This is a genomic window from Salinicoccus sp. CNSTN-B1 (assembly GCF_054792835.1).
Genome location: NZ_JBTWMN010000004.1, coordinates 518,096 through 541,046, shown reverse-complemented (window position 1 = coordinate 541,046; position 22,951 = coordinate 518,096). Strand labels below are relative to the sequence as shown.

The 22,951-nt window shown below is 38.6% G+C and carries 13 protein-coding genes, 5 pseudogenes and 1 riboswitch; of the genes and pseudogenes, 9 read left to right on the top strand and 9 right to left on the bottom strand.

The window, feature by feature from the left end; translation table 11 throughout:
* Positions 1-82: 82 nt before the first annotated feature.
* Complete coding sequence (locus ACYF68_RS03155; protein WP_461045368.1) at positions 83-1,012, bottom strand: 2-dehydropantoate 2-reductase; 930 nt, start codon at positions 1,010-1,012, stop codon at positions 83-85.
* Positions 1,013-1,032: 20 nt separating this feature from the next.
* Entirely contained in the window at positions 1,033-2,094 is a 1,062-nt protein-coding gene (locus ACYF68_RS03150) for a PTS transporter subunit IIC (protein ID WP_461045367.1), read from the bottom strand.
* 721 nt (positions 2,095-2,815) lie between these two features.
* Between ACYF68_RS03150 and ACYF68_RS03145 the strand changes: the two are divergent.
* Positions 2,816-4,075 (top strand): annotated as a pseudogene (locus ACYF68_RS03145) (Y-family DNA polymerase).
* Positions 4,076-4,436: 361 nt separating this feature from the next.
* Here ACYF68_RS03145 and ACYF68_RS03140 read toward each other — a convergent pair.
* The 3 genes from ACYF68_RS03140 to ACYF68_RS03130 form a co-directional block, all read right to left on the bottom strand.
* The gene (locus ACYF68_RS03140) at positions 4,437-5,120 is read right to left on the bottom strand and encodes an amino acid ABC transporter permease (protein ID WP_425568423.1); all 684 of its coding nucleotides are present in this window, start codon (positions 5,118-5,120) and stop codon (positions 4,437-4,439) included.
* A 14-nt stretch (positions 5,121-5,134) separates the two neighbouring features.
* The gene (locus tag ACYF68_RS03135; protein WP_461045366.1) at positions 5,135-5,929 is read right to left on the bottom strand and encodes a transporter substrate-binding domain-containing protein; all 795 of its coding nucleotides are present in this window, start codon (positions 5,927-5,929) and stop codon (positions 5,135-5,137) included.
* A 444-nt stretch (positions 5,930-6,373) separates the two neighbouring features.
* Complete coding sequence (locus ACYF68_RS03130; RefSeq protein ID WP_461045365.1) at positions 6,374-7,522, bottom strand: DUF3991 domain-containing protein; 1,149 nt, start codon at positions 7,520-7,522, stop codon at positions 6,374-6,376.
* A 225-nt stretch (positions 7,523-7,747) separates the two neighbouring features.
* On the opposite strand from ACYF68_RS03130, the gene ACYF68_RS03125 reads away from it, so the two are divergent.
* The 6 genes and pseudogenes from ACYF68_RS03125 to ACYF68_RS03100 form a co-directional block, all read left to right on the top strand.
* Positions 7,748-8,707 carry an IS30 family transposase gene (locus tag ACYF68_RS03125; RefSeq protein WP_461045364.1) on the top strand — a complete coding sequence of 320 codons (960 nt, stop codon included), beginning with the start codon at positions 7,748-7,750 and terminating at the stop codon, positions 8,705-8,707.
* Positions 8,708-8,928: 221 nt separating this feature from the next.
* Positions 8,929-9,031, top strand: a riboswitch (TPP riboswitch).
* 102 nt (positions 9,032-9,133) lie between these two features.
* Positions 9,134-9,882: pseudogene (locus ACYF68_RS03120) on the top strand (3-oxoacyl-ACP reductase).
* 11 nt (positions 9,883-9,893) lie between these two features.
* Complete coding sequence (locus ACYF68_RS03115) at positions 9,894-11,195, top strand: NtaA/DmoA family FMN-dependent monooxygenase (RefSeq protein WP_344704390.1); 1,302 nt, start codon at positions 9,894-9,896, stop codon at positions 11,193-11,195.
* A gap of 221 nt (positions 11,196-11,416) precedes the next feature.
* A pseudogene (locus tag ACYF68_RS03110) lies at positions 11,417-12,228 on the top strand (lipoate--protein ligase family protein).
* Positions 12,229-12,273: 45 nt separating this feature from the next.
* Complete coding sequence (gene lipA, locus ACYF68_RS03105) at positions 12,274-13,221, top strand: lipoyl synthase (protein ID WP_461045363.1); 948 nt, start codon at positions 12,274-12,276, stop codon at positions 13,219-13,221.
* A gap of 520 nt (positions 13,222-13,741) precedes the next feature.
* A pseudogene (locus ACYF68_RS03100) lies at positions 13,742-14,137 on the top strand (IS30 family transposase); the annotation flags it as partial.
* Here the strand turns inward: ACYF68_RS03100 and ACYF68_RS03095 are convergent.
* The 3 genes and pseudogenes from ACYF68_RS03095 to ACYF68_RS03085 form a co-directional block, all read right to left on the bottom strand.
* The gene (locus ACYF68_RS03095; protein ID WP_461045362.1) at positions 14,101-15,405 is read right to left on the bottom strand and encodes a MalY/PatB family protein; all 1,305 of its coding nucleotides are present in this window, start codon (positions 15,403-15,405) and stop codon (positions 14,101-14,103) included. The pseudogene ACYF68_RS03100 and the gene ACYF68_RS03095 overlap by 37 nt on opposite strands.
* Before the next feature lie 591 nt (positions 15,406-15,996).
* Positions 15,997-17,117 (bottom strand): annotated as a pseudogene (locus tag ACYF68_RS03090) (IS3 family transposase).
* A 69-nt stretch (positions 17,118-17,186) separates the two neighbouring features.
* Positions 17,187-18,227, bottom strand: coding sequence for a YeiH family protein (locus ACYF68_RS03085; protein WP_461045361.1), 1,041 nt, complete (start codon positions 18,225-18,227; stop codon positions 17,187-17,189).
* A 118-nt stretch (positions 18,228-18,345) separates the two neighbouring features.
* On the opposite strand from ACYF68_RS03085, the gene ACYF68_RS03080 reads away from it, so the two are divergent.
* The gene (locus ACYF68_RS03080; RefSeq protein ID WP_461045360.1) at positions 18,346-19,263 is read left to right on the top strand and encodes a LysR substrate-binding domain-containing protein; all 918 of its coding nucleotides are present in this window, start codon (positions 18,346-18,348) and stop codon (positions 19,261-19,263) included.
* 599 nt (positions 19,264-19,862) lie between these two features.
* Here ACYF68_RS03080 and ACYF68_RS03075 read toward each other — a convergent pair.
* Positions 19,863-20,051: a recombinase family protein gene (locus ACYF68_RS03075; protein WP_461045359.1), complete on the bottom strand. Its 189-nt coding sequence runs from the start codon at positions 20,049-20,051 to the stop codon at positions 19,863-19,865.
* A 787-nt stretch (positions 20,052-20,838) separates the two neighbouring features.
* Here ACYF68_RS03075 and ACYF68_RS03070 point away from each other — a divergent pair.
* Positions 20,839-22,935, top strand: coding sequence for a class III lanthionine synthetase LanKC N-terminal domain-containing protein (locus ACYF68_RS03070; protein ID WP_461045358.1), 2,097 nt, complete (start codon positions 20,839-20,841; stop codon positions 22,933-22,935).
* The last annotated feature ends 16 nt before the right edge of the window (positions 22,936-22,951 follow it).

Genomic DNA, 22,951 nt, shown 5'->3' with positions numbered 1-22,951 from the left:
ACGTTTTTTCGGCATATAATTTATCGGATATAACTCAGTTATTAAATTTCCACTTTTATACTCTTGTAATTTCTAATCTATTTTAATGATTTTTCATTTCCAATTGATGAATTAGATGAGTAATCATATCGTTATTCGGGGTTTTAATCCCATATTCTTTTCCATATTCAGAGATTTTACCATTTAGATAATCCACTTCTGTCTGAACACCTTTTGCCAAGTCTTGATGCATCGATGGATAATGCAGTCCCGCCGCACTGTCAGGGAATGCCGCTTTGATTTTTTCTAATGAAGCATCAAAATCTAAATTTATACCACGAGCTGCTGCAACTTCTATAATTTCTTCAATTATTGGGGTGATCATTTCAATTACGGCACCGTAGGCGGCAAATTCCCCAATCCTTTTATCCAAAATTGAACATAAAGGATTTAAGACACTATTTAAGGTTGCTTTAGCCCAAATAGAGTGTTGAACATCCCTACTTATAATAGAGTTTAGGTTAGCTGTGTTGAATATATCGTTGATTTCCTCTGTCATTTTTGACGCAATGCCATCTGCTCTTTGAATCTGGATGCCACCTGATCCTGTTAATACAATCTGTCCCGGCCCTTTGAGTCCAGCGGTCCACATCGTCACTGCCAAGTATATGCGATCCTTGGACACATACTTGGCTAGACGGTCCCCATGGCCTAATCCATTCATCATAGTGAGGATTGCTGTTTCTGCGTGTATTGAATTTTTTTCATACAATGCTTGCAGCATGTCTTCTGCATACATGGCTTTAGTTAAAATAATGATTAAATCATATGATTCATCTATATCTTCCAATAATTTTGCTTTTACAGGAACTTGATATACTTTATCTTCTGTGTGTACTTCCATTCCTTTTTCGTTAATGGCGTTGACATGTTCCTCCCATTTATCTATGAGTGTTACATCAACACCTGCTTCGTGAAGCTGTATCCCTACTCTACCACCTAGTGCACCTGCGCCTGCTACTGCAATTTTCATTTACTATACATCCTTCCATATTATGATTCTGCTTCAAAATAGAAAATAGTTGGCTTATATATCTTAAGTATTTTGACGAAGAGATAGTGGAATAAGAGTGCTGAAATTAAAGGGACAATAATGTATGCAATGATTACTTTAAATATGACACTCCCAATGCCGCCATCCAACAAAGCCATGGACTGAATTGGACCTACAAAACCCACAAGTCCGAATCCCGCTGATGCAGGGGTGCCCTGGATGTTAAGTAAACCAGAGACAAGCCCCGACACTGCTGCTGTTAAACTTACTGGTAGCAGTAGGATTGGATAGCGGATCATGTTCGGCATCATCATTTTCATCGCCCCAAGTATAACTGCGATGGGCACTCCTATTTTATTTACTTTATACGTGCCAATGAACAACATAATTGCAGCTGAAGCGACTCCAATTGCTGCGGAACCCGCTGCAACCCCCGAGATGCCAATTGCGTATGCTATTGCGACAGTAGAAACAGGTGAGATAATTACTATTGAAAACAACACTGATATAAGAATAGACATAATTATAGGCTGTGTAGTTGTAATACTATTAATCAGTAGCCCGAGTCCAAGGGTAATTGTGTTTACGTATGGTAAAAGTAATATACCAGCTAATCCCGCAATCCCCCCGCCAATAATGGGGAGCAGAATGATACTGAGACTCCCGAGTTTATCTTTGATGATTAACATGATTCCAACTGCAATGGCTGAAGTAATCATCGTGTTAATGAGATCCCCAATTCCTGTTATAATCCACCCGGAATCTGTGAATTCAGCAGCACCTGATCCTACGAAAGCAGCCGTACCCACGACGACTGTTTGTAATGAAGTCATACCAAACTGCATTGCAATCAATACACCGGTCAGGACAGGAATAGTAAATTGAATACCTACGACCACATTTTGAAGCGTAGTAAAAATATCTCCATATTGAGCAAGGTACCCAAACAGCCCTCCGAGGATCGCATTTGGAATTAGACCAACAACAATCGCAAGGGCCACCCCATTGAGTATATTAAACAAGAATTTTTTTGGTGTTATTCTTTCTTTAGCTCCATCCATGTAATTCCCACCTTCTATTTGTGATTTATCTCACAATAAATATACCATTTACTATGCTATCTGACAATCCCCTGAATTAAATTCTGAATTGCCAGTTCTCTCGTTTAATAAAAACCAATCCCTGGTAAATCAAAATAATATTTGCGTTACAATAAAAAGAGAACAATTATTAGAAAGGAAGATTTGAATGGAAGAAGATCAAAAATATTATGGCTATATGAACAAAATTGGGGAGGAGAAAATATCGCTTATATTAGTTGGTGGATAATATTTGTTTTAGGTTTGCTGTCTTATTACTGGTTTTTCTTTGTAGAATACGGCGCTTTTGTCACCGTAATTGGCACATTTATTTGTGGTTTGATTGGAGTGGTAATAGCCGTTACGTTAAAAAAGCGTAACTTCATCATCTTAAGTACTTTTCTTTTTCTTAGCCCCTATCTTATCTTCTTGTTCATAGTTTTGTTCTTAAATTAAGAAGTGGTGGGAGCTGCATAAGAAAATAAATGCAACTAAAAAGAACAGTTGCGATATTGGCATTTTGATGGAGCTGTTCTTTTATGCCATTTTAAGTACTAATACTATTGTTTCTGTGAAAAAATATTCTAATAGCGATTTCAATTGAACTAAAGCTTCTACCCATTCCTGAAAACATTATAATATCTATCTCAAATTATGATATATTATAAATAGAACTTACGTTCGATTTAATAGGGGGGCGGCTATGTACAATTATCATTTATGTTGTAATAGAGATATTCTTTGTGTGGATCAGAAAAGTTTTTTTGCAAGTGTATCATGCATCTTAAAAGGGCTAGATCCTTTAACTACTAAATTAGCAGTCGTTGGAAATACAAAAAGAAAAGGCTCAGTGGTTCTTGCAGCAACACCTGAATTAAAGAAACTGGGGATTAAAACCGGTTCCCGCTTGTATGAGATTCCTTCACGAAGTGATATTTATATTATAAATCCTTCTATGTAGACCTATATCGAATATTCCACTCGAATTTCTGAAATTGCATTGAAATATGTTCATCCGGAAGACTTTCATCAATATTCCATAGATGAATTTTTTATGGACATTACTGATAGCTATCATTTATTTTCTAATACACCGAAAGCCTTTGCGAAGCGCTTAAAGAAAGAGATTCATGATGCCACACAGATCCAGTGTGCCATCGGCATTGGAGAGAATCTACTATTAAGTAAAGTAGCATTAGATTCAGAAGCAAAACGCATGCCTGATGGTATTTCAGAATGGCGATATCAGGATGTGGATAAAAAATTATGGAATATTAAACCGTTGTCAAAGTTTTGGGGGATCAATAAAAAAAGTGAAATCAAACTCAATCATCGGGGAATTTTCAGTATTGGAGATCTGGCAAATTATCCGTGGCAATATTTAAAAAGAGATTTTGGCATCATTGGTGTGGACTGGCACCTCCATGCGAATGGGATTGATGAAAGTGCAATAAGGGATAAACATATGGTACATCGTCCATCTATTGCGAAAAGTCAGGTGCTACTGCGAGACTATAAATTTAATGAGTTGTATGTCATCCTTTTGGAACACGTTGATGAAGTGACTTACCGTATTAGACGAGTCAAACAGCTCGCACGGACAGTTTCTTTTTCTATCGGTACAAAAGATAAAAAGATATATCGAAAACAACTTACGATAAAAGCAGGGACGAATCATTCGAATAGAATCGTCACATTGATATGGAATCATCTTAAAAAAGTGGCTGATCCATACGAACTATATAGAACAGTTAATATATCACTCACTAATTTGATACCGGACTCAGTGATGCAGTTATCACTGTTTGATACGGATGCAAACTTAAAAGAAGAAAAACTGCACGACACAATTGATAAAATCAAAAGACGGTTCGGAGAAGCCAGCATATTACGGGCGATCAGTCTAACCGATGCATCTACATTAAAGCACCGATCGAACCTTATTGCGGGGCATAAAAAATGATACAATATCATCGTCGCCTATACTTCCTGGGCGAACATCGACCAGGAAGGAGGTGAACACCATGGAACTGATTTTTGTTAACATCATTGCCCCAATTATCGCAGGGGCATTGTTGCGCTTTTTGTCTATTGGTTAGATAAGCGTAACAATAAGTAGGCGACAATAACCACACCAAAACCCCCAATCTATGCCAGTAGATTGGGGGTTCGGTGATTCCATGAAACTGATTTTTGTTACTTATATTATATCATTCCAATTAATAAAAATCAAAATACTAAGTGAGACGTTCTTGATATATTTTGTAGCAATGAATTAAATATATTTCGGATATCGTAAATCAGAAACAGGGATAGGGTTATCATTAATGCTCCATATACTTGCTAAATCGTTTTTCCATCTTTTCTTGCAATGCGGAAATAACCATACAAATAGGCCAGTAAATAAGGGCTACAAGAATATACATGGTCATCGAGTCATACGTGCGCCCAGCAACAATTTGCGCCTTTTGAAATAATTCCGGAACTGTAATAACAGCGGCGAGTGACGTTGCCTTCACCAAATCGAGATAAACATTTGTTAATGGCGGGATAGCGATTCGAGCAGCCTGAGGCAAAATGATCTTTCGCATTGTCTGCCAATATCCCAGATTAAGAGCCTTAGCCGATTCCCATTGCCCCTTATCAACACTACTTAGTGATGAACGGTTAATTTCTGCGATGAAAGCCGCGCTATTTAGGCCAAATGCCAGCGAAGCAGCTAAAAAAGCGGACAGTTCAATGCCAATCGCTGGCAGCCCTGCATACAGTATGAACAAAAATACAAGGATAGGTGTTCCGCGCATGAACGATATATAAAGACGTGACGGCCATCTTAAGATAATCCACTTCGAACCGCGCCCCAGAGCCAAAAAGAAACCTAGAACTAAGCCAATAACCATTCCAATAAAGGATACGGTTAATGTGGCTGGTACACCTTCTAAAAGGAATGGAAGACTATCCCATGCTAAATGCCAATCAAACAATCCATTCAACTGAACTTGATCCATTTCTAGGTCAAACACTAATCAATACCCTCGATAGTCCGAATATCGTCATCCGGCTTCTCTGAGACATCTTCCCCGGCAAAAAATTCTTCAGACAGTTCAGTAAGGGTACCGTCTTGTTTCATATCAGTCAAAGTCTTATTAATTTTGTCTTTTAATCTATCAGCATTTTTATCGATAACAGCATGCTGGTTAGATCGGTAAAATTTTAAATCTGGCTGAATCGTGACATCCAAATCGGGAAGTGCTTTTAGAGCCAGCAATTGTAAGTAATAATCATTAATCACAACATCCGTTCTGCCATTCTCAACATCTCTTAAATAGACATCATTCGTGACATTTCCATAGGTCTTGACTTCAGCGCCAAATTTACGGGCAATATCGCTGTATACCGTTGTTGCTGCACCACCAGCTGTTTTCCCTTCCAAGTCTTCAAGTGATGTGAAATCATCCACTTCATCGTTACGCACAACCATGGTCGCATAAGAATATTTATACGGCTTGCTGTAGGAAAATTTCTTCTTGGTTTCACCCCTTACTCCGGCCGGCGCCACATCAATCCGCCCTGACTGCAATGCAGCGAACATCTCGTCAAAGCCAAGTTCCTCAAATTGCACATTTAGATCGAGCCGTTTGCCAACCTCTTTCATCACCTCAACATCGTAACCAGTTAAATCATCAGAGTCTTCCGGATAATAAGAAGAAGGATACAGTGTTCCAGGTGTTCCGACAACCAGTTCTCCCTCTTCTTTTATTTTGTCCCATGTGTCATCATTAGCATGATTACTTGTCTGGCCACAGCCCCCTAACACAAATAGGAGACATCCAACGCCTACCAAACACCCCTTTAAACGCAACTTTCTCCCCTCGTTTCTAACACGTTTTATAAAAATTAACACGAATATTGTAAATGCTTTATGTCTTTAAAACAAGGTACTTATCACTTATTGTCAACAACATTAATAACTATACGCGATAAAAAACGGGGGCGTCAATAATTTTGTGTAAATGACCCTATCCCTTTTGAATTTCGTCAGCCAGTGTTTACTTGTTTAAACTTGTTCCTCCAGCGATTCAAACATCTGCAATAATTCCTGGTTTTGCCTTTTTGAAGCCTCTGTGGCACCGCATACCGAACTTATGGTTATATTTCCCATGATTTTTCACTATTTCCAGTGCTGAGAGAGCGATTCTAAGGCAAGTTAGTAATTTTAGATGGATAGTTGTCCATTAAAATGCGCTGTATGCGCCCAGATTTACAGAATATCGTTTACTTCTAATCCAGATGGCGATTTTTGTTTCGCTTCTGACTTTTCTTTTGAATTCTTTTGAGGGTACTGCTCTTGTGCAATAGATTTTGCGATTTTCCAAGAAGAGATGTCTTTACTATTTGTAGCCTCTTTAGACAACTTATCTAGGACTCGTTCATACTTAATCTGATAATCGATTGTATCAAAATATGTGTCCTTATCTAAAACGACTGGCTGATACTGCATTTTAACATCGTGGGATTGAATATTCGTCAAAATGTCATTAAAATCTTTCACCTGATGCCACGATTTCAAATCACTCGGTTCGCCCAGTTGTTCAAAATTTTGATGTCTCGGAGAAGCAACAAAGTTTTGAACGGTGCGATCACTTTCTCGATGTTCGATTTTATTGTTGATGTGTTCCAACATGAAGCTTTCTCCGCCGACATCACTATCTACCGCAAACACCACATTTTTTGGCGGTTGTTTGGTTTCTTCATAAATCTGTCCGATAGCATGATAATATGTCTGTGGTTTTAACCCAGTCATCGAAACCAGCCGTGCATTTGGCGGATTGTACATACTGACATGGCTTAATAAATCAATCGAGGATTCAAACACATACAGATTTTCCGGCCGTCCATTCGTAATATTGAAGCCCTGCTTTTCATCCGAATTTTTGACGACTTGTTTAAACCGTTTATCAGGTTGAGTGCCTTGCTTATCCATGCCGACGACTTCTTTATTTTTCGCCCACAAAAATACGACATTGTTATTGTGATCTTGCTGTATGAGTTTTTTATCAATGAGTGTATCTACTAAGTCTTCATTGATGCCCCGTTGATTAACGAGGTAATCTTTTGCGACGGAAGTATCTTCCGACAGCTCATCTGGCCGAAAGACAAAGGGTTCTTGTTCTTTATCGATATTGACTTCTGCGGTTTGGTACTCCTCATTTAAAGTGAGTTCTTTAATGGCACTTCTAAAGCTATAATCATGAACACTTCTTAAATAATTGATCGGATTTCCCTTTAAATCTTGTGAGTTCCAGAAGAATGAGTTATTTTGCTTATCAATCACAAAACTGTCATGTTCAGCGAGTTTTGCGTATTTATCCGATACGTGGATGACGACATCACCCTGCTTTTCAATCACATCAACGAGATCTGCTTTTTGAGCTTGATTGACCAGTTCCTTTGGTATCGGTTTTCTTTCTTTAAACAGTTGCTGTATCTATTTTTGAGAGTATTCTTTCATAGTCCTTCTCTCCTCTTTTTTAAGGATCGCCGATTGTAAAATTAAGCTAGACACATAAAGAAAGCCACTCGTGATACACTCAAAATGTATTTCCGACCAAAGAAATCATAGGAGTGATCACGAATGACCTACACCCATCTTAGCACGGATGAACTTGTAATTATAGAATCTTATTTCCATCAGAATGCCTCTGTATCAAAGATTTCAGAACAGATTGGCCGAGCACGTCAGACCGTCCACAATGTGGTCACTTTCCTGAAAAACGGTCACACCGCATTGGATTTCTATAAGCGCTACAAGGCAAACAAGCAGCGTTGCGGTCGAAAACAGACGGTGCTGTCGAATGATCAACGCGCATATGTGGCAGAAAAGGTCGCGCAAGGATGGACGCCGGATGTGATTGTCGGTCGCCGTGAACAGCCGATCAACTGCTCCAGCCGCACATTGTACCGCATGTTCAAGCGCAAAGACTTTGATGTTTCCACCTTGCCGATGAAAGGAAAGCGAAAACCCAACGGCCATAAGGAACGCCGTGGGAGACAGGCTTTCAGACGGAAACTCTCTGACAGAAAGACGGACTACCCAGCATTCAAAGAAGAATTTGGACATCTGGAAGGCGATACCATTGTCGGCATCCATCATAAAAGTGCCGTTGTGACACTTGTAGAACGGCTGTCGAAAGTGATCATTACCCTCAAGCCCGAGGGCCGGACTGCAAAGGATATTGAAACAGTCATCAACGCATGGTTCCATCAGATCCCCAGAAATGTGTTCAAATCCATTACTTTCGACTGTGGTAAGGAATTCTCAAATTGGCAGGCAATGAGCAACCGAAATGATATTGATATTTACTTTGCCGACCCGGGCACGCCTTCCCAAAGAGGATTGAATGAACATTCCAATGGACTGCTTCGGAAAGACGGCCTGCCCAAGCATATGGATTTCAACACAGTGGATCAGAGGATGGTTGCTTCAGTAGCCTCCAAGAGAAACCACATACCCAGAAAGTTTTTGAACTACCAGACACCGCTGGAAGCATTTATGAGTTACATGAATGTAGGCAGGCTGTCTAGCTTATTTTGACAAACGAAGAAATGAAAAATAACATATACAGGGGCCATTTCCATCAATGAACGACCCCTATATAATAGTAGAAACACGTTCAATATACTGCCGGACCTCATTAGAATTTTTTTGATTCACTTGGATGAGAAGTCCTGCTCAGCTTATTCAATAAATTTCAAAGTATTCACTATTTACTTGACGTATCTCTTAGAAGTACTACAATGATATTAAATAGAATAAATTTGCACTAGGGGCGTTTTTGTAAACTGAGATGAGGATAACCTCAAACCCTTTGAACCTGATCTAGTTAAAACTAGCGTAGGAAAGTGTTACTTCGATACAGCTAAATATCTATGCCTTTATAGGTGTATATAATTCGCTCTCGATACGTAACCTTCTTACGAAGGTTGCGTATTTTTTTTCTAAAATAGAGGAGGTATTTACTTGGCAAGGACAGTTTTAGTAACAGGAAGTGGCAGAGGTCTTGGTAGATGCATCGTAAAAAAATTGAGTGAAAAAGGCTTTAATGTCATCATTAACTACAATCGCAGCAAATCAGAAGCAGAAGCGTTGCAAAAGCAAATCGGACCCCAAGCAATTTCTATTCAGGCAGACGTTACAAATAGGAAAGAAGTTGAACAGTTAGTTAAAAAAGGGACTGAACATTTTGGGCAGATTGATGTTGTAGTAAACAACGCACTCGTAAACTTCAAGTTTGACCCAACTACTCAAAAAGCATTTAAAGATTTAACCTACAAAGATTATGAACAACAACTAGACGGCACGTTAAAAGCCGCGTTCAACGTATCACAAAGTGCCCTCCCCAATTCCTAGAGCGAAAAGAGGGTGCAATCATTAGCATCGGAACGAATCTATATCAAAACCCTGTGGTACCATATCACGAATATACAACAGCAAAAGCTGCTTTAATTGGGTTCACCAGAAATGTTGCAGCAGAGCTTGGTCAGCACGGCATCCGAGCAAATATCGTTTCGGGCGGATTATTGAAGACAACAGATGCAAGTGCAGCCACAACACCTGAAGTATTTGATTTAATCGCACAATCCACACCATTGAGGAAAGTCACATCCCCTCAAGATGTTGCGAATATGGTGGTTTATCTTTGTTCCGAAGCAGCAGATGGTATTACGGGGCAGAACATCACGGTGGATGGCGGCCTTACTATGAACTAGGGGGATATATTATGATTAATCCGAAACAGTTAAATATAGGAGTTTTATTGTATGGTGTAGGACATCATCAGGCAGCATGGATGACAGCAGATTCGAGCATAGATGAATTTACGACAATTGGATACTATGAAAATTTGGCGAAGATTGCTGAACGTGGAAAATTCGATGCGGTATTTTTCGCAGATGCACAAGCCTTCCCTGCTTATAGTGCTACGGAATTGCCAACGAGTTATTTTGATCCAATAGTTGTATTAACTGCCATGAGTAATGTCACAGCTAACGTTGGACTTGTTTCAACTATTTCGGGAACGTTTAATAACCCGTTTACTTCAGCAAGGCAGTTACTCACACTGCAGCATATAACAAAAGGACGTGTGGGCTGGAACCTGGTGACATCAATGTCCGATTACGAAGCACAAAATCACAGTATGCTGGAATTACCGGAAAGAGCAGTGCGTTATAAGAAAGCAGATGAATTTGCAGAAGTCATGGATAAATTATTTGAATCGTGGTCCATTGATGACTATAGTCCAGACAGAGCGAACAATAAAATCACCAAAAACGATAACATTCAACCGTTCAACCATAATGGAGATTACTTCCAAGTAAAGGGGCCATTAACCCTGCCTTTAGGAAAGGAAGGAAAACCGGTTGCGATGCAAGCAGGGGCATCAATAGAAGGCGTGGCACTTGCTGCGAAATATGCCGATGCAGTCTACTCAGTTGCTTGGAACTTAAGACAAGCAAAAGCCTATCGTGAGAAATTAGATCGGGCAATAAGAGAAAGTCATCGGCCAGACTGCTCAATCAAAGTGTTTCCAGGTCTAGTGACTTATGTGGGTAAGACAAAAGAAGAAGCACAAGAAAAGAAAGCGAAATTAGACGATTTACTGCCAATTGATACTGCGCTGAAGCAACTCGAATTCTTTGTTCAGCAAGACACAAAATCGTGGAAACTCGATGAAAAAGTCCCTGCATTGCCCCCAATCGAAGAATTCACAGGCCCAGTCGGGCGTTATCAAACTGTGTTAGAAATCATAGAAGACAGAAATCCGACAGTCCGTGAACTACTCGGTTACCTAAACGCTGGAGGCGGACACTTGACACTTATTGGTACGCCTGAAGAAATTGTCGATGAAATCGAAAAATGGATGAAGGCAGGTGTCGCAGATGGTTTCAACTTGATGCCGCCAACACTCCCAGGCAGTCTGGAAGATTTTGTTGAATTCATCATTCCAGAAATGCAAAAGCGCAAAATTTTTAGAAGAAATTACAATGGAGAAAACTTAAGAGAAATGCTATCATTATATTAATATTTCAATTTTTATTTTGAAGTACCGAAAATTTTCAACTTTCCAGGTACTTTAAGTTTTGAAAGTAAATTATTTGATAAATATTAAAAAAATCACTGTTTTATAATAAACTGTGATTCACTTCTTTACTTTCACTCAAGGAATTTAATAATAAGAAAATATCTGCATTTTTTCTATCACTTTAAAAAATTAGGTTGGATCTAATAAGGAGGAGGGTTATGATGCCAGAAGAATGGGGATTTTTGAATACAGGACACAACAATGCGGCTACCAATATGGCGATTGATGAGGCTTTATTAAATTGGCATAGTAGAGGAGTTATCCCCCTACATTAAGATTTTACGGTTGGTCAGCACCAAGCCTATCCGTAGGAAGACTTCAAAGAGTAGATAAACGGATTGATTTTTCTGCACTTGAGCGATATAACTGCGATTTTGTTCGGCGTTTGACGGGCGGTAGCGCCGTACTTCATGATGATGAGCTAACCTATAGTATTGTCGTGACGGAGGATCATCCCTTCATACCCACATCTGTTCGTGAAGCGTACCATATTTTAACAAGAGGGATCTTAGAAGGGTATCGTAATTTGGGCATACAAGCTGATTATGCTTACCCATCGAGAGAAGAAATAATTAAAGGCAGATCATCGGTTTGTTTTGAACAGGCTACTTACTATGAACTAATTATTGATGATAAAAAACTTTCAGGCAATGCTCAAGTACGTAAAGATGATGTCTTACTACAACATGGCTCAATTCCAATGAATATTAATGAAAAAATGTTGTTTGATCTTTTCCTTTTTCCATCTGAAAGAATGAGAGAGAAAAAGCGTACTTCTTTTTATGAAAAGGCCATCGCTATTAATGCGATTACAAATCAAAATTACACATACGATATGTTAGTGGACGCTTTTTATCATGGCTTTCAAACTGGCTTGGATGTCAAGTTTAAACCGATGACATTGACCGATGCACAGTGGGATGAAATCAATCAATTGGCAAAAAGCAAATACGCGACCCAAATTATGAATTAAAACAACTACTTGCATTATATCAACTACTGAAGGAGTGTACTTTCGATGTCTAAAAAAGAAGAGTACCTGCGTAAACCTAAATGGCTAGAAACTAAAATCAATACTAATGGATCATACTCAGGATTAAAGAAATTGATGCGAGATAAAAAATTAAATACGGTATGTGAAGAAGCAAGATGTCCAAATATTTATGAATGTTGGAGCGAGCGTAAAACTGCTACATTTATGATTCTTGGTGATACATGCACACGTGGGTGCCGATTCTGTGCGGTTAAAACAGGAATGCCGAATGAATTAGATTGGAATGAACCAGAACGTGTCGCGGATTCTGTACAAATAATGGGGTTGAAGCACGTGGTTGTTACAGCCGTCGCTCGAGATGATTTAAAAGATGGCGGTGCGGCGGTTTTTGCTGAGACAGTCCGGGCGATCCGCAGAAAAAACCCTGGTTGCACCATCGAAATTTTACCTTCTGATATGAAAGGTGATTACGAGAGCTTGCATACTTTAATGAGCAGTGAACCAGATATTTTTAACCACAACATTGAGACTGTGAGAAGATTGACTAAAAAAGTACGAGCTAGAGCAATGTATGATAGGTCACTAACCCTGCTTCAGCGTGTGAAAGAGGTTGCTCCTGACGTACCAACGAAATCAAGTATTATGGTGGGCTTGGGAGAAGAGAAAGAAGAAATCATTGAGGCCATGGATGATTTACTGGAAAATGATGTGAATATTATGACAATTGGTCAATACTTACAACCGACGAAAAAACATTTGCGGGTCGAGCGTTATTACCATCCTGATGAATTTGCGGAGTTAAAGCATATTGCACTATCAAAAGGTTTCCGTCACTGTAAGTCTGGGCCACTTGTCCGTTCTTCTTATCATGCAGATGAGCAAGTCAATCAAGCATCAGCACAGCGTCGTATTAACTATATGAAAGGCTATGAAGCCCAGGAAAACTCGCAGGTTGACTTTACATTCAGGTGATAAACATAGTGATTATGAATACCTGTAATTATTCTGTTTCAACAAGTCAAGAATTCTCTTTCGGTGTGTGGTTCAGGCAGTTCCTTTTTCCGGCGTACTCTGAAAGACCTCGTACCCTTTAAGGTGTTCCTGAAGGAAAAATGCCAAACTGATAAGGTCTGACGTACTGTTCATCTAAAGTATGTCAGACCTTATATTTTCTTCGTTTCCTCAAAGGTTTTTCAAAGAAAATGAGGAGCGTATATTACTGTTCTTAGACCACTTTACAGTATTGAATTGAGGGAGGCTTGGAGTCTAATGATGTAATTATAATAATGCTTTTCCATATCTGGTGAATACTTCGAATTGGGTGTGTCTTGTCCGATAGCTTCAGCCCGTAACATTGTCGGTGATCCTCCACAGCATAACCCAATATCATTTATGTCGATACGATGTACATTACCAGCCTATTCAGTGATTTCATAACGATTATGATACAGTGAATTCAACGCAGTCGTGACAGTCGTTTACAACGGCAGGTGTTACACTAAAACCCGAAGGCCGGAACGGCGCAGGATATCGAGGTTGCCATCAATACATGGTGTCAAAAGATGCCCGGGAACCTGTTCAAATCCATCACTTTCGACTGTGGCAAGGAATTCTCCAACTGGCAGTCGATGAGCAATCGGAATGACCTGTCCATCTACTTTGCCGATCCGGGGACACCGTCTCAACGGGGACTGAATGAACATTCCAATGGATTGCTCAGAATGGAGGGGCTGGCCAAAGATATGGATTTAATAGGGTCAGTCAGGCTTTTGTCTCATCCGTCTCTGCAAGAAGAAACCACATCCCAATAAAATCACTGAACTACTGCGCGCCGTTGGAAGTCTTTTTGAGTTACATGGGTGATAAGCAACTGTCTAGCTTATTTTGACAAACGAAAGATGAAAAGATACTTCGATTTATAGAAAATACCCAATTAAATATAGGTCCCAACTTACAATTTTGAGTATCATATAAATAATCAAAGGTATCCTTAATACGCCTCATCCCATCTTCTATGCGAATCCGGTTGGAGGCAGCATTGAATCTAAAGTGGTTATTCTCATGATTTAAAAATAACTTGCCCGGAGATACTGCAATGCCTCCAATGTCGATGAAAGCTTTATGGACTACGTCAGTATCAAAGCCGGACTTTTCAAAGCTAATCCATCCGAGATAAGTGGCTTTTGGAATATCAAATGATAAACAATCAGAAAGATGCTCATTAATATAGTCATTGATATACTCAAAATTACCTTGAATATGATCATTAAGCTGATCTATCCACTCGTTACACTCAGTGTAAGCTGCTTCAATTGCTGCGAGAGCCAGGCTGGAAACATTACTGACCTGATATACTTCTTTGGCTGTTTCGGTAATTACCTGAGCCAATTTTTTATCTTTTGTAATGAAATAAGAATGGGGAATGCTGGCCAAGTTGAAAGATTTACCGAGGCAGGTGGCCGCCAATATTTTATCGCTTTCTTCCGATAGATCAATGACCGATACAAAATCTTCTTTCGGCCTTACAAAATCCATATGGATTTCATCACTGACCAAGTAAACATTATTGGCTTCACATATATTCTTAATGGTTTCGAGTTCATCTTTTGACCATACTTTTCCTGTAGGATTGTGGGGGTTGCAATGTATGTACATAGTCACATTCTCATTTCTGCATAATGAGGTGAAATGATCGACATCTAAAAAATATTCTTTTGAGCGCTTATCATAAATTAAAGGAGACTCTACAATCTTGCGGTGATTGCTTTCAATTAGATTAGGAAATATATTATATGAGGGAGTCGTTATTATAATGCCATCTTCCTCGCTCGATACCTGCCTCATCGTTTCTCCTATAGTAAACAAGACTGTCGGTGAATAATGAATATCAGAGTCATCTAGAGAGATATTATAACGCGTTTGCCACCAATGTTTAATCGGTTCATAAAACTCCTTATTTTGCCATATTGTATAGCCAAAAATTCCATTATCAAGACGTTTTTTCATAGCATCTCTAATTGCTTCAGGTGTTTCAATATCCATATCGGCAATCCAAAAAGGTTCCAGGCATTGCGTTCCGAATATAGGTTCGGTACCTTCATATTGAACGCTGTTCGTATCTTTTCTTGTAGTAATTTTATTGAAATTGAATTGCATTTCCCCATACTCCTTTTTACATGAAAAATTCAGATATTTAAAATATTATCATTAAACTCGAATAAACATATATCCTGATAAGAAACAGCAGTGTATTACATAAAGATTATTTATTTTGTAAGTTGCTTGAATCTAATTATGCTTGTTGCAAAACTAAACTGGACACATAAAAAGGACGACACACGATACACGCAAAATGTTTTTCGGACAAAAGAAATCACTGGAATACTCATATCACCACTAATGAACTGGTGTTCATAGATAGCTATTTCCATCACAGGATCACCGTACCTCGAGCATAATTTTCTTTGACAGTGATATAAAGAACTACAGTGCTAACTTAGATGCATACAGGCAGTCCTTCGCCATCTCAACGTAATTCTCAGGATGTTATCGCCACACCTGATATGAATTATATACCTGCAATCAGTAAAGTGGACCCCATTGTCAAGACACGGATTTTATGAAAATAAGGTGGGGCCTCAGTTCTGTTCCTTCCCCGCTTTTCCGAGATCAGGTTCTGTCAAGGCGTACTGCCCTTGATAGGTTCTGACATCGGAAAGATAATTGTTCAAGGAGGAGCGGGCGCATCTAATGAATATGAATGGTGCCTGGTGTCTGATAGTCCAATGACTGATGCAGGCGCTCGTGGTTGTAGAATGCCATATAGTCACGGATATGCTGCCGTGCCTCCCTTGGCGTCCCATAGTCCTTCAAATATACCTCTTCATACTTGAGACTCCGCCAGAAACGCTCAATCATGATGTTATCCAATGCACGCCCTCTGCTGTCCATACTGATTCTGGATGCCCGGCTGTGATTTCAAGAGCTCGATGTATCTAGGACTGGTGAAATGACTGCCCTGGTCGCTGTTGAATATTTCGGGCGTCCCACTTGCCAGTGCCCGTTGCACAGTATCCAGAACAAAGTCCATTTCCAGTGTTTGGTCCAGTTCCCAGCTGATGATATAGCGGGAATACCAGTCGATGACGGCGGTGAGATACACCCAGTGATTCTGAAGTCGGATATATGTAATATCAATACTCCACACCTGATTGGGACGGGTGATGGGCAGACCTTTCAACAGATAGGGATAGATACGGTGCTGCAGATTGCGCTTGCTCAGGTTGGGCCCTGGATAGATGGCCTGTATGCCCATTTCCCGCATATGCCGCTGGACCCGCTTACGGTTGATGGCGATGCCTTCATGTTTCAGTTTTTCGGTAATCCGGCGTGATCCATAGAATGGAAATCGGGTATAGAGCTCATCAATCCGGTGTTTGATGGCTACCTCTTCCGGTGAGGGCGTCACCGGTTTGTAGTAGAGACTGGATCGATTGAGACTCAGTAGTCTGGCTTGTTCCGAAATGGGAAAATCAGTGGCTGCCCAGTCCACCATTTCCATGCGTTCCTGTCTAGTCGTGGTAGATGCCAGATTTTTTTTTGACCCACGACAATTGCGTGGTGAGTTTTCCGACTTCCGCATAGAGGCTTTCTAGCTTCTCTTCATAGTCGGCTTTCATTCTGTCCAGATCTTTGGATTGGCTGTCAAAAATCTGTGGCATCTCCTGTAGGAACTGCTTTTTCCAATTATGCAGCTGGTTCACATGGACGCCACGTTCCGAAGCGATCTGGTTCATTGTTTTTTCTTCCTTCAAGACTTCCAACACAACTTGGGATTTGAATTCGGGTGTATATCTTTTACGTTTCATATACCTACCTTAACATCTCCTTCTTTCGCGTCTAAAATCCTGGGTCCATTATACAGAGCCCTACTCTTTTTAAACGATAAAGTAGACGACTACAGATAATATGATCGAAGTGACCGTCATTGCAGCCAATGGTCTTAAGGCACGGTTACGTAAATCTCTCAAACTTACATTTAACCCAAGACCGACCATTGCAGCAGTCAGTAGCCATTCTGTTAAAACTGAGACGCTTTGCCTTGCAGCCTCAGGAAATGGAATGATTGGACCTAGAATATAACTGCCCAAAAGGCTGAAAAGGATAAAACCCACAAGGAACCAAGGAAATTCGACCTTTGCTTCAGATTCAACATTTCCCTTATTTTTCCTTTGAAAGATTGCAATCAAGATGAAGCACAGCGGAACAAGTAAGAAGACGCGTCCTAATTTACTAAGTAATGCAATCGCCAGTCCATCCTCTCCTGCAGGTGCTCCTGCCAAAGCAACATGTGCAACTTCATGTAGGCTTGTGCCCGACCAGACACCATACTGTATCGCATCGAGCGGAAGGATTGGACGCAATATCGTATAAGTTATTGCAAAGATGGTCCCCATCAATGCAATGATACCGACCCCTATGGCAGTATCCTCATCTTTTGCTTTTATGATTGGAGCAACCGCCGCAATTGCGGCAGCACCACATACGCCTGTGCCAACGCCAAGTAACAAAGAAATATTCTTATCCGCTTTAAATATTTTAGCAAGCCAAATCATTGCAAATATGGCAAAAATGATAACACCTGCATCAATTGCTAAAAGTTCCAATCCATCACTCAATACTGTATCAATACTCAGCTTCAACCCATATAAAATAATTGCCACTCTGAGTAACCGTTTGGAGGAAAATGTTATCCCTGATCGAATTGCCTCAGGGTATCCAAATATCTGACGATAGATGACAGCAATGATAATCGCACAGGCAAGCTGCCCTACTCTATCAAATCCTGGAACCAACGCCACTAAAAATCCAATCAATGCAATGAAGAATGTAAATCCAATCCCACCAAACCAAGCTGCTTGATTGGCAAACTGCTTTTCCTTGTCCCCAGAGTTTCGTTGCTTGTTTGGCAATCCCATCTAAAAACACCTCCTTTACTAACAATAAAGCATGGATAGTTATAATAAAAATAACTATCTATGATAATAATGATAAGTAATCTGTTATAGTAAAATGAACAGAAGAGAGGATGATAAGATGGATCAACAATTACGAGTTTTCATCACTGTCGCAGAGAAGAAGAACTTCTCCAGAGCTGCCGAAGAGCTGCATATGACACAGCCCGCGGTCAGCCAGTATATCCGAGCATTGGAAGAGGATTTTAATGTCCGATTACTGGAACGGTCAAATAAATATGTCCGTCTTAATAAAGCAGGAGAAATTGTTTATCATCACGCAAAGGAAATTGCAGGTCTGCACTCTCGCATGAATCTGTTGGTGGATGATCTTGTCAATAAAGCAAGTGGCCCTTTATCAATCGGTGCGAGCTATACATTTGGAGAGTACGTTCTTCCACATATCATTGCAAAAATGAAAGATATCTATCCTGAAGTCAAACCCGCCGTTGTCATCGGTAACACCGCAGAAATAGCCCAATCCGTTCTTCGTCATCAACTGGATGTCGGCATCGTGGAAGGACATTCCAATCAAGATGAGCATCTGAGTACAAAGGAGTTCGCCAAAGACACCATGATTCTAGTCGCTGCCTCCCATCATCCGCTTGTAAAACAAAAGACAGAAATTCAAATCAAAGATTTGGAAAATGAGACGTGGATTTTACGTGAAAAAGGATCGGGTACAAGAGAGGCTGCAGAAAAATTGTTTCATCAGCTTGATATATCACCGAAGGAAATTATGAATTTCGGCAGTACTCAAGCCATTAAAGAGATGATTGAGGCAGGTTCAGGGGTTAGCTTATTATCTGAGTGGGCTGTACAAAAAGAACTGCGTAATGGGGATTTAAAAACCGTCGATATAAAAGGGCTGCCTTTAGCCAGAAATTTTTTTATTTTGACAAATTCCCCGTTCCAAACAAAAGCATTAAAAGTATTTGTCGATATGTTGCATAAAGAGAAGGAGTTGACTGAATTCAGTAAAGCAGACCGGCTGTGGTAATCCGATTTTACTCCCCTAAAAATTAAAGCTAATATATAAATATGTACTATTGTTGAAACAGTATAATCTGCCTATCACTTTGCCGATCCAGAGACACCGTCTCAATGGGGATTGAATGCGCATTGCAATGGGTTGTTAAGAAAAGAGGACCTGCTTAAAGATATGGCTTTCAATACCGTCGACCAAGAATTTGTCACATCCGTCACTGTAGGAAGAAACCACATGCCGATAAGGTAATTGGAATACCATACACCACTGGAAATGTTATTCAGTTGCATAGAGGATAAGGAATTGTCCAGCTTTTTTTTGGCAAACGAAATAACATAATTCTTTTCCTAAAAATTTATCACATTATAGTTTTTAAGTACCAAGGTTCTATTTGGGTCGATAAATAGGAATTAATCGATCTGAACCCTTAACTGGAAATCATTGATCACATTATATATGGTCCTTTTTAAGACCCTTGTCAGTTTCAGAATCTCGTTAATAGAGTACTGCTTACTCTGATAAGGGGATACAATCAGCGCCATTTTCTCTTGCGTAATCCGGGGTGTCCCCAAACCGTCCCCGTGAGCGGGTTGCCTCGTGGCCCGAAGCAATCAATCCAATTTCGTGATGGCCAGGGTGTCTTCTGTCCGCAAGTAATCCAGACAATTATCCAATTCAGTTCTTTTAATTTTACGGCCACCCACTTTTTCAGAGAATACTCGGCCAAACCCGACCGACTTCAATGTATCGATTTGGATCTCCAAGTTCTGATCGTGGGTGCTGACCCGTGCATAGCCCAATTTTGTGGTGTATTTGGCTCATTTACAGCCTGCTTATTACATCAAACACGCACTCTCTCGCAATCCCACTTCTCAAATTGGGTCTAGCAGTGCATGGTATCGTTCAAAAACTTATGTGCTTTTGTACAATATGTACATTGATTAATATACTGGTTTTCAGACTCATTTTTTATGAATAAATGCTTATTTTGCGGTTCCGTATAATCTTCCAAAAAACGGTCGATTTTTATACAGTTGGTGTGCTCCTAATTTATTATTTTTTAAATTATTTAGTAAAAAGCTAAGGTGTCAAGAAGTTCCACAAGGTAATTTATAGGAAATCATGATACTACTATTCACATGTGCAAAAATTATGACAATTTAGATATTAGTGTTGAATATATTTTTTATATGTCTATCCTTTAATTGTAGGTATTTTTATTAATTTTAGTTCAAAATTTTTTAGTTACTTTTATCCTCAATAACTAAATGAAATATTTGTATAATAATAGTATTTTTTTTAAATTTTTACAAAAATATATATATTTACAAAAATATTCAGATGATTTATAATTGTCTTATAACTTAGTTTATAAGTTATAAAGGAGGTGAAAAATATGAATAGAGTCCAAAAGTTGCAAAAGCTCAGTGATAACTACAGTCAAAGAAATAATTCTATTATTATTACTAACGGATGCGTTGTTACACCGACTAATCCATAATTTTTTAACAGTTTTTTACATTCGGTATATATCTGGTGAATAAACATCAGATATATACTTTTATTTTTAAAAAAGGGGAACTCAATGTGAACAACTACTTGATTACATATCATGATCTTTTTAAAAACATTAGCTCTAAGAGTGAATATGATGTAGTTTTTGATGATAGTTTTATCTTTTATAAATCCAATAATTATGATTCAGTTCCCTTACAAGGATGGAAGGTACATATTTCCTCAACAGTTTATAATTCATCTAAGATCTTTTATTTAGTTTCTAAGGTACTTATAAAACATAATGTAACTTTTAAAGTTCTAAAAAATAGTGCCATTTTAGAATATTTCAATAGTAAAAATTGCCCTCGTCCAAATTTTGGTAAATTTATTACTATATATCCTAGAGATGTTTCACAATGCATCGAGCTATTAGATGAATTACAAGTAGTGCTAAAAGATTTTGAGTCACCTTACATACTCAATGATTTGAGATACAAAAACTGCAAATCACTGTATTTTAGATATGGGAGGATGAAGGTATTAGATTCTGAGAGCGATATAGAGAGAATGCAACTAACTTTGCCTAGCGGAGAAAAATTAGATGATCCGAGGCTACCTTATTTTTACTTACCAGAAGAGATTGAATGGCCATTTCCTTTTAATCAGTTTGAAGAAATTGATGAAGACTCAGATTTGCTGAATGGTAAATACAGTATTGAAAATGTAATAACTATGAGTTCAAAAGGCGGGGTTTATGGGGCCCTTGAAGGTTCCCAAGAATGTATAATTAAAGAATATAGGCCGTTCGTAAGATCTGTTAATAACTTAACTGGCTTAACAGTTTTTAACAATGAACGTAGAATTTATGAGAAATTTCAAGGAAACGACTTCGTTCCGCAAATGTTAGAACACTTCCAAGAATGGGAACACTTTTTCCTAGTCATTCAAAGGATTGATGGAGAGAGCTTGACCAATTATTTAGCGAGGAATATTAGCTTTTATTTCTTGGAGGAAAAAAAAGAAAAGTACTTTAAAAACGTCACATCTATCTTCGACCAAATAGCAAAAATAATAAAAGAATTTCATGATGAAGATTATGTTTTAGGTGATATATCAACTGAGAATTTTCTAGTTGATACTGATAATAAAGTCTACATAATAGATTTCGAATCAGTTGGACGAGTCTATGACTTTGAAAATAACTATGTAGGAACAAATGGGTTTTATCATATTAAAGAAAAAGGTAGAAAAATATCTAAACAGAAAGATCTCGTGGCCTTTGGTTTTTTAATAATGAAGATGTTCTCAAATTCTAACTTCTTGATAAACATTGATTATAGGCTAGTAGTTAAAAACTTTGAATTTCAGTGTCAAAAAATTGAACTACCTAACTACATTAAAAAACTAGCAGTCATTTTAATTGATCCAAATATAGAAACGAATATTTCTGAAGTGAAAGAAGCGCTAATTAATCAAAACGTTCTTAGAATTCAAATACTAAATAGTATACGTTTGCTAAAGAATAGAGTTAAACAACCTCAGTTCTTGAAAGGTACATTTGAGAATATACTTCAAGAGGTACATGTATGCGAAGTATCAGAAGATGAAAAATTTTACCAAGCTATATCTGATAATAACTATAGTGTTTATAACGGGGCTCTTGGTCATCTATTAAATTCAATTACTAATAAGGAAAGCACGATAAAAATAGAAGAAAAAATATCCCAAATGTTATCTGAAATGAAGTATGAAGACGAATTTTTAATAGGTTATCAAATAGGAGATTCTCAAAGGTACAGCTATTATCTTTTTGATGGTGTAGCAGGTTTCCTCTTAGTTATACAATACCTAAGAAAGTTTGAAAAATATAAAAATATTTTTACAAATTATAGAGAAGAGTATTATCGGTTATTAAACCATATAAGTCTGATTACAGCTCACAAGTGTAGTGTGTCTAATGGTTTATCTGGTATCATTTTAGTTTTAATAAATGAAAATGAATTTGGTAGTAATAGTTTTTATTTACATAAGGCAAAAACATTGGTAGAAGACCTACTTTCTTTCAGCCTTTTAAATGAAGGAAAAATCGTATTTCCTGACGAGAACTCCAGCCCAATGGATGATACATTTGCAAACGGCTATCTAGGAATATTGTTTTGTCTGACTAAGATAAAACAATACGTATAATGAAAAATTATCAGAA

Coding starts and splice junctions, on each gene's coding strand:
- ACYF68_RS03095 (WP_461045362.1), bottom strand. CDS start 15,405: ATGCAATTCAATTTCAATAAAATTACTACAAGAAAAGATACGAACAGC.
- ACYF68_RS03125 (WP_461045364.1), top strand. CDS start 7,748: ATGACCTACACCCATCTTAGCACGGATGAACTTGTAATTATAGAATCT.
- ACYF68_RS03155 (WP_461045368.1), bottom strand. CDS start 1,012: ATGAAAATTGCAGTAGCAGGCGCAGGTGCACTAGGTGGTAGAGTAGGG.
- ACYF68_RS03150 (WP_461045367.1), bottom strand. CDS start 2,094: ATGGATGGAGCTAAAGAAAGAATAACACCAAAAAAATTCTTGTTTAAT.
- lipA (WP_461045363.1), top strand. CDS start 12,274: ATGTCTAAAAAAGAAGAGTACCTGCGTAAACCTAAATGGCTAGAAACT.
- ACYF68_RS03085 (WP_461045361.1), bottom strand. CDS start 18,227: ATGGGATTGCCAAACAAGCAACGAAACTCTGGGGACAAGGAAAAGCAG.
- ACYF68_RS03080 (WP_461045360.1), top strand. CDS start 18,346: ATGGATCAACAATTACGAGTTTTCATCACTGTCGCAGAGAAGAAGAAC.
- ACYF68_RS03140 (WP_425568423.1), bottom strand. CDS start 5,120: ATGGATCAAGTTCAGTTGAATGGATTGTTTGATTGGCATTTAGCATGG.
- ACYF68_RS03115 (WP_344704390.1), top strand. CDS start 9,894: ATGATTAATCCGAAACAGTTAAATATAGGAGTTTTATTGTATGGTGTA.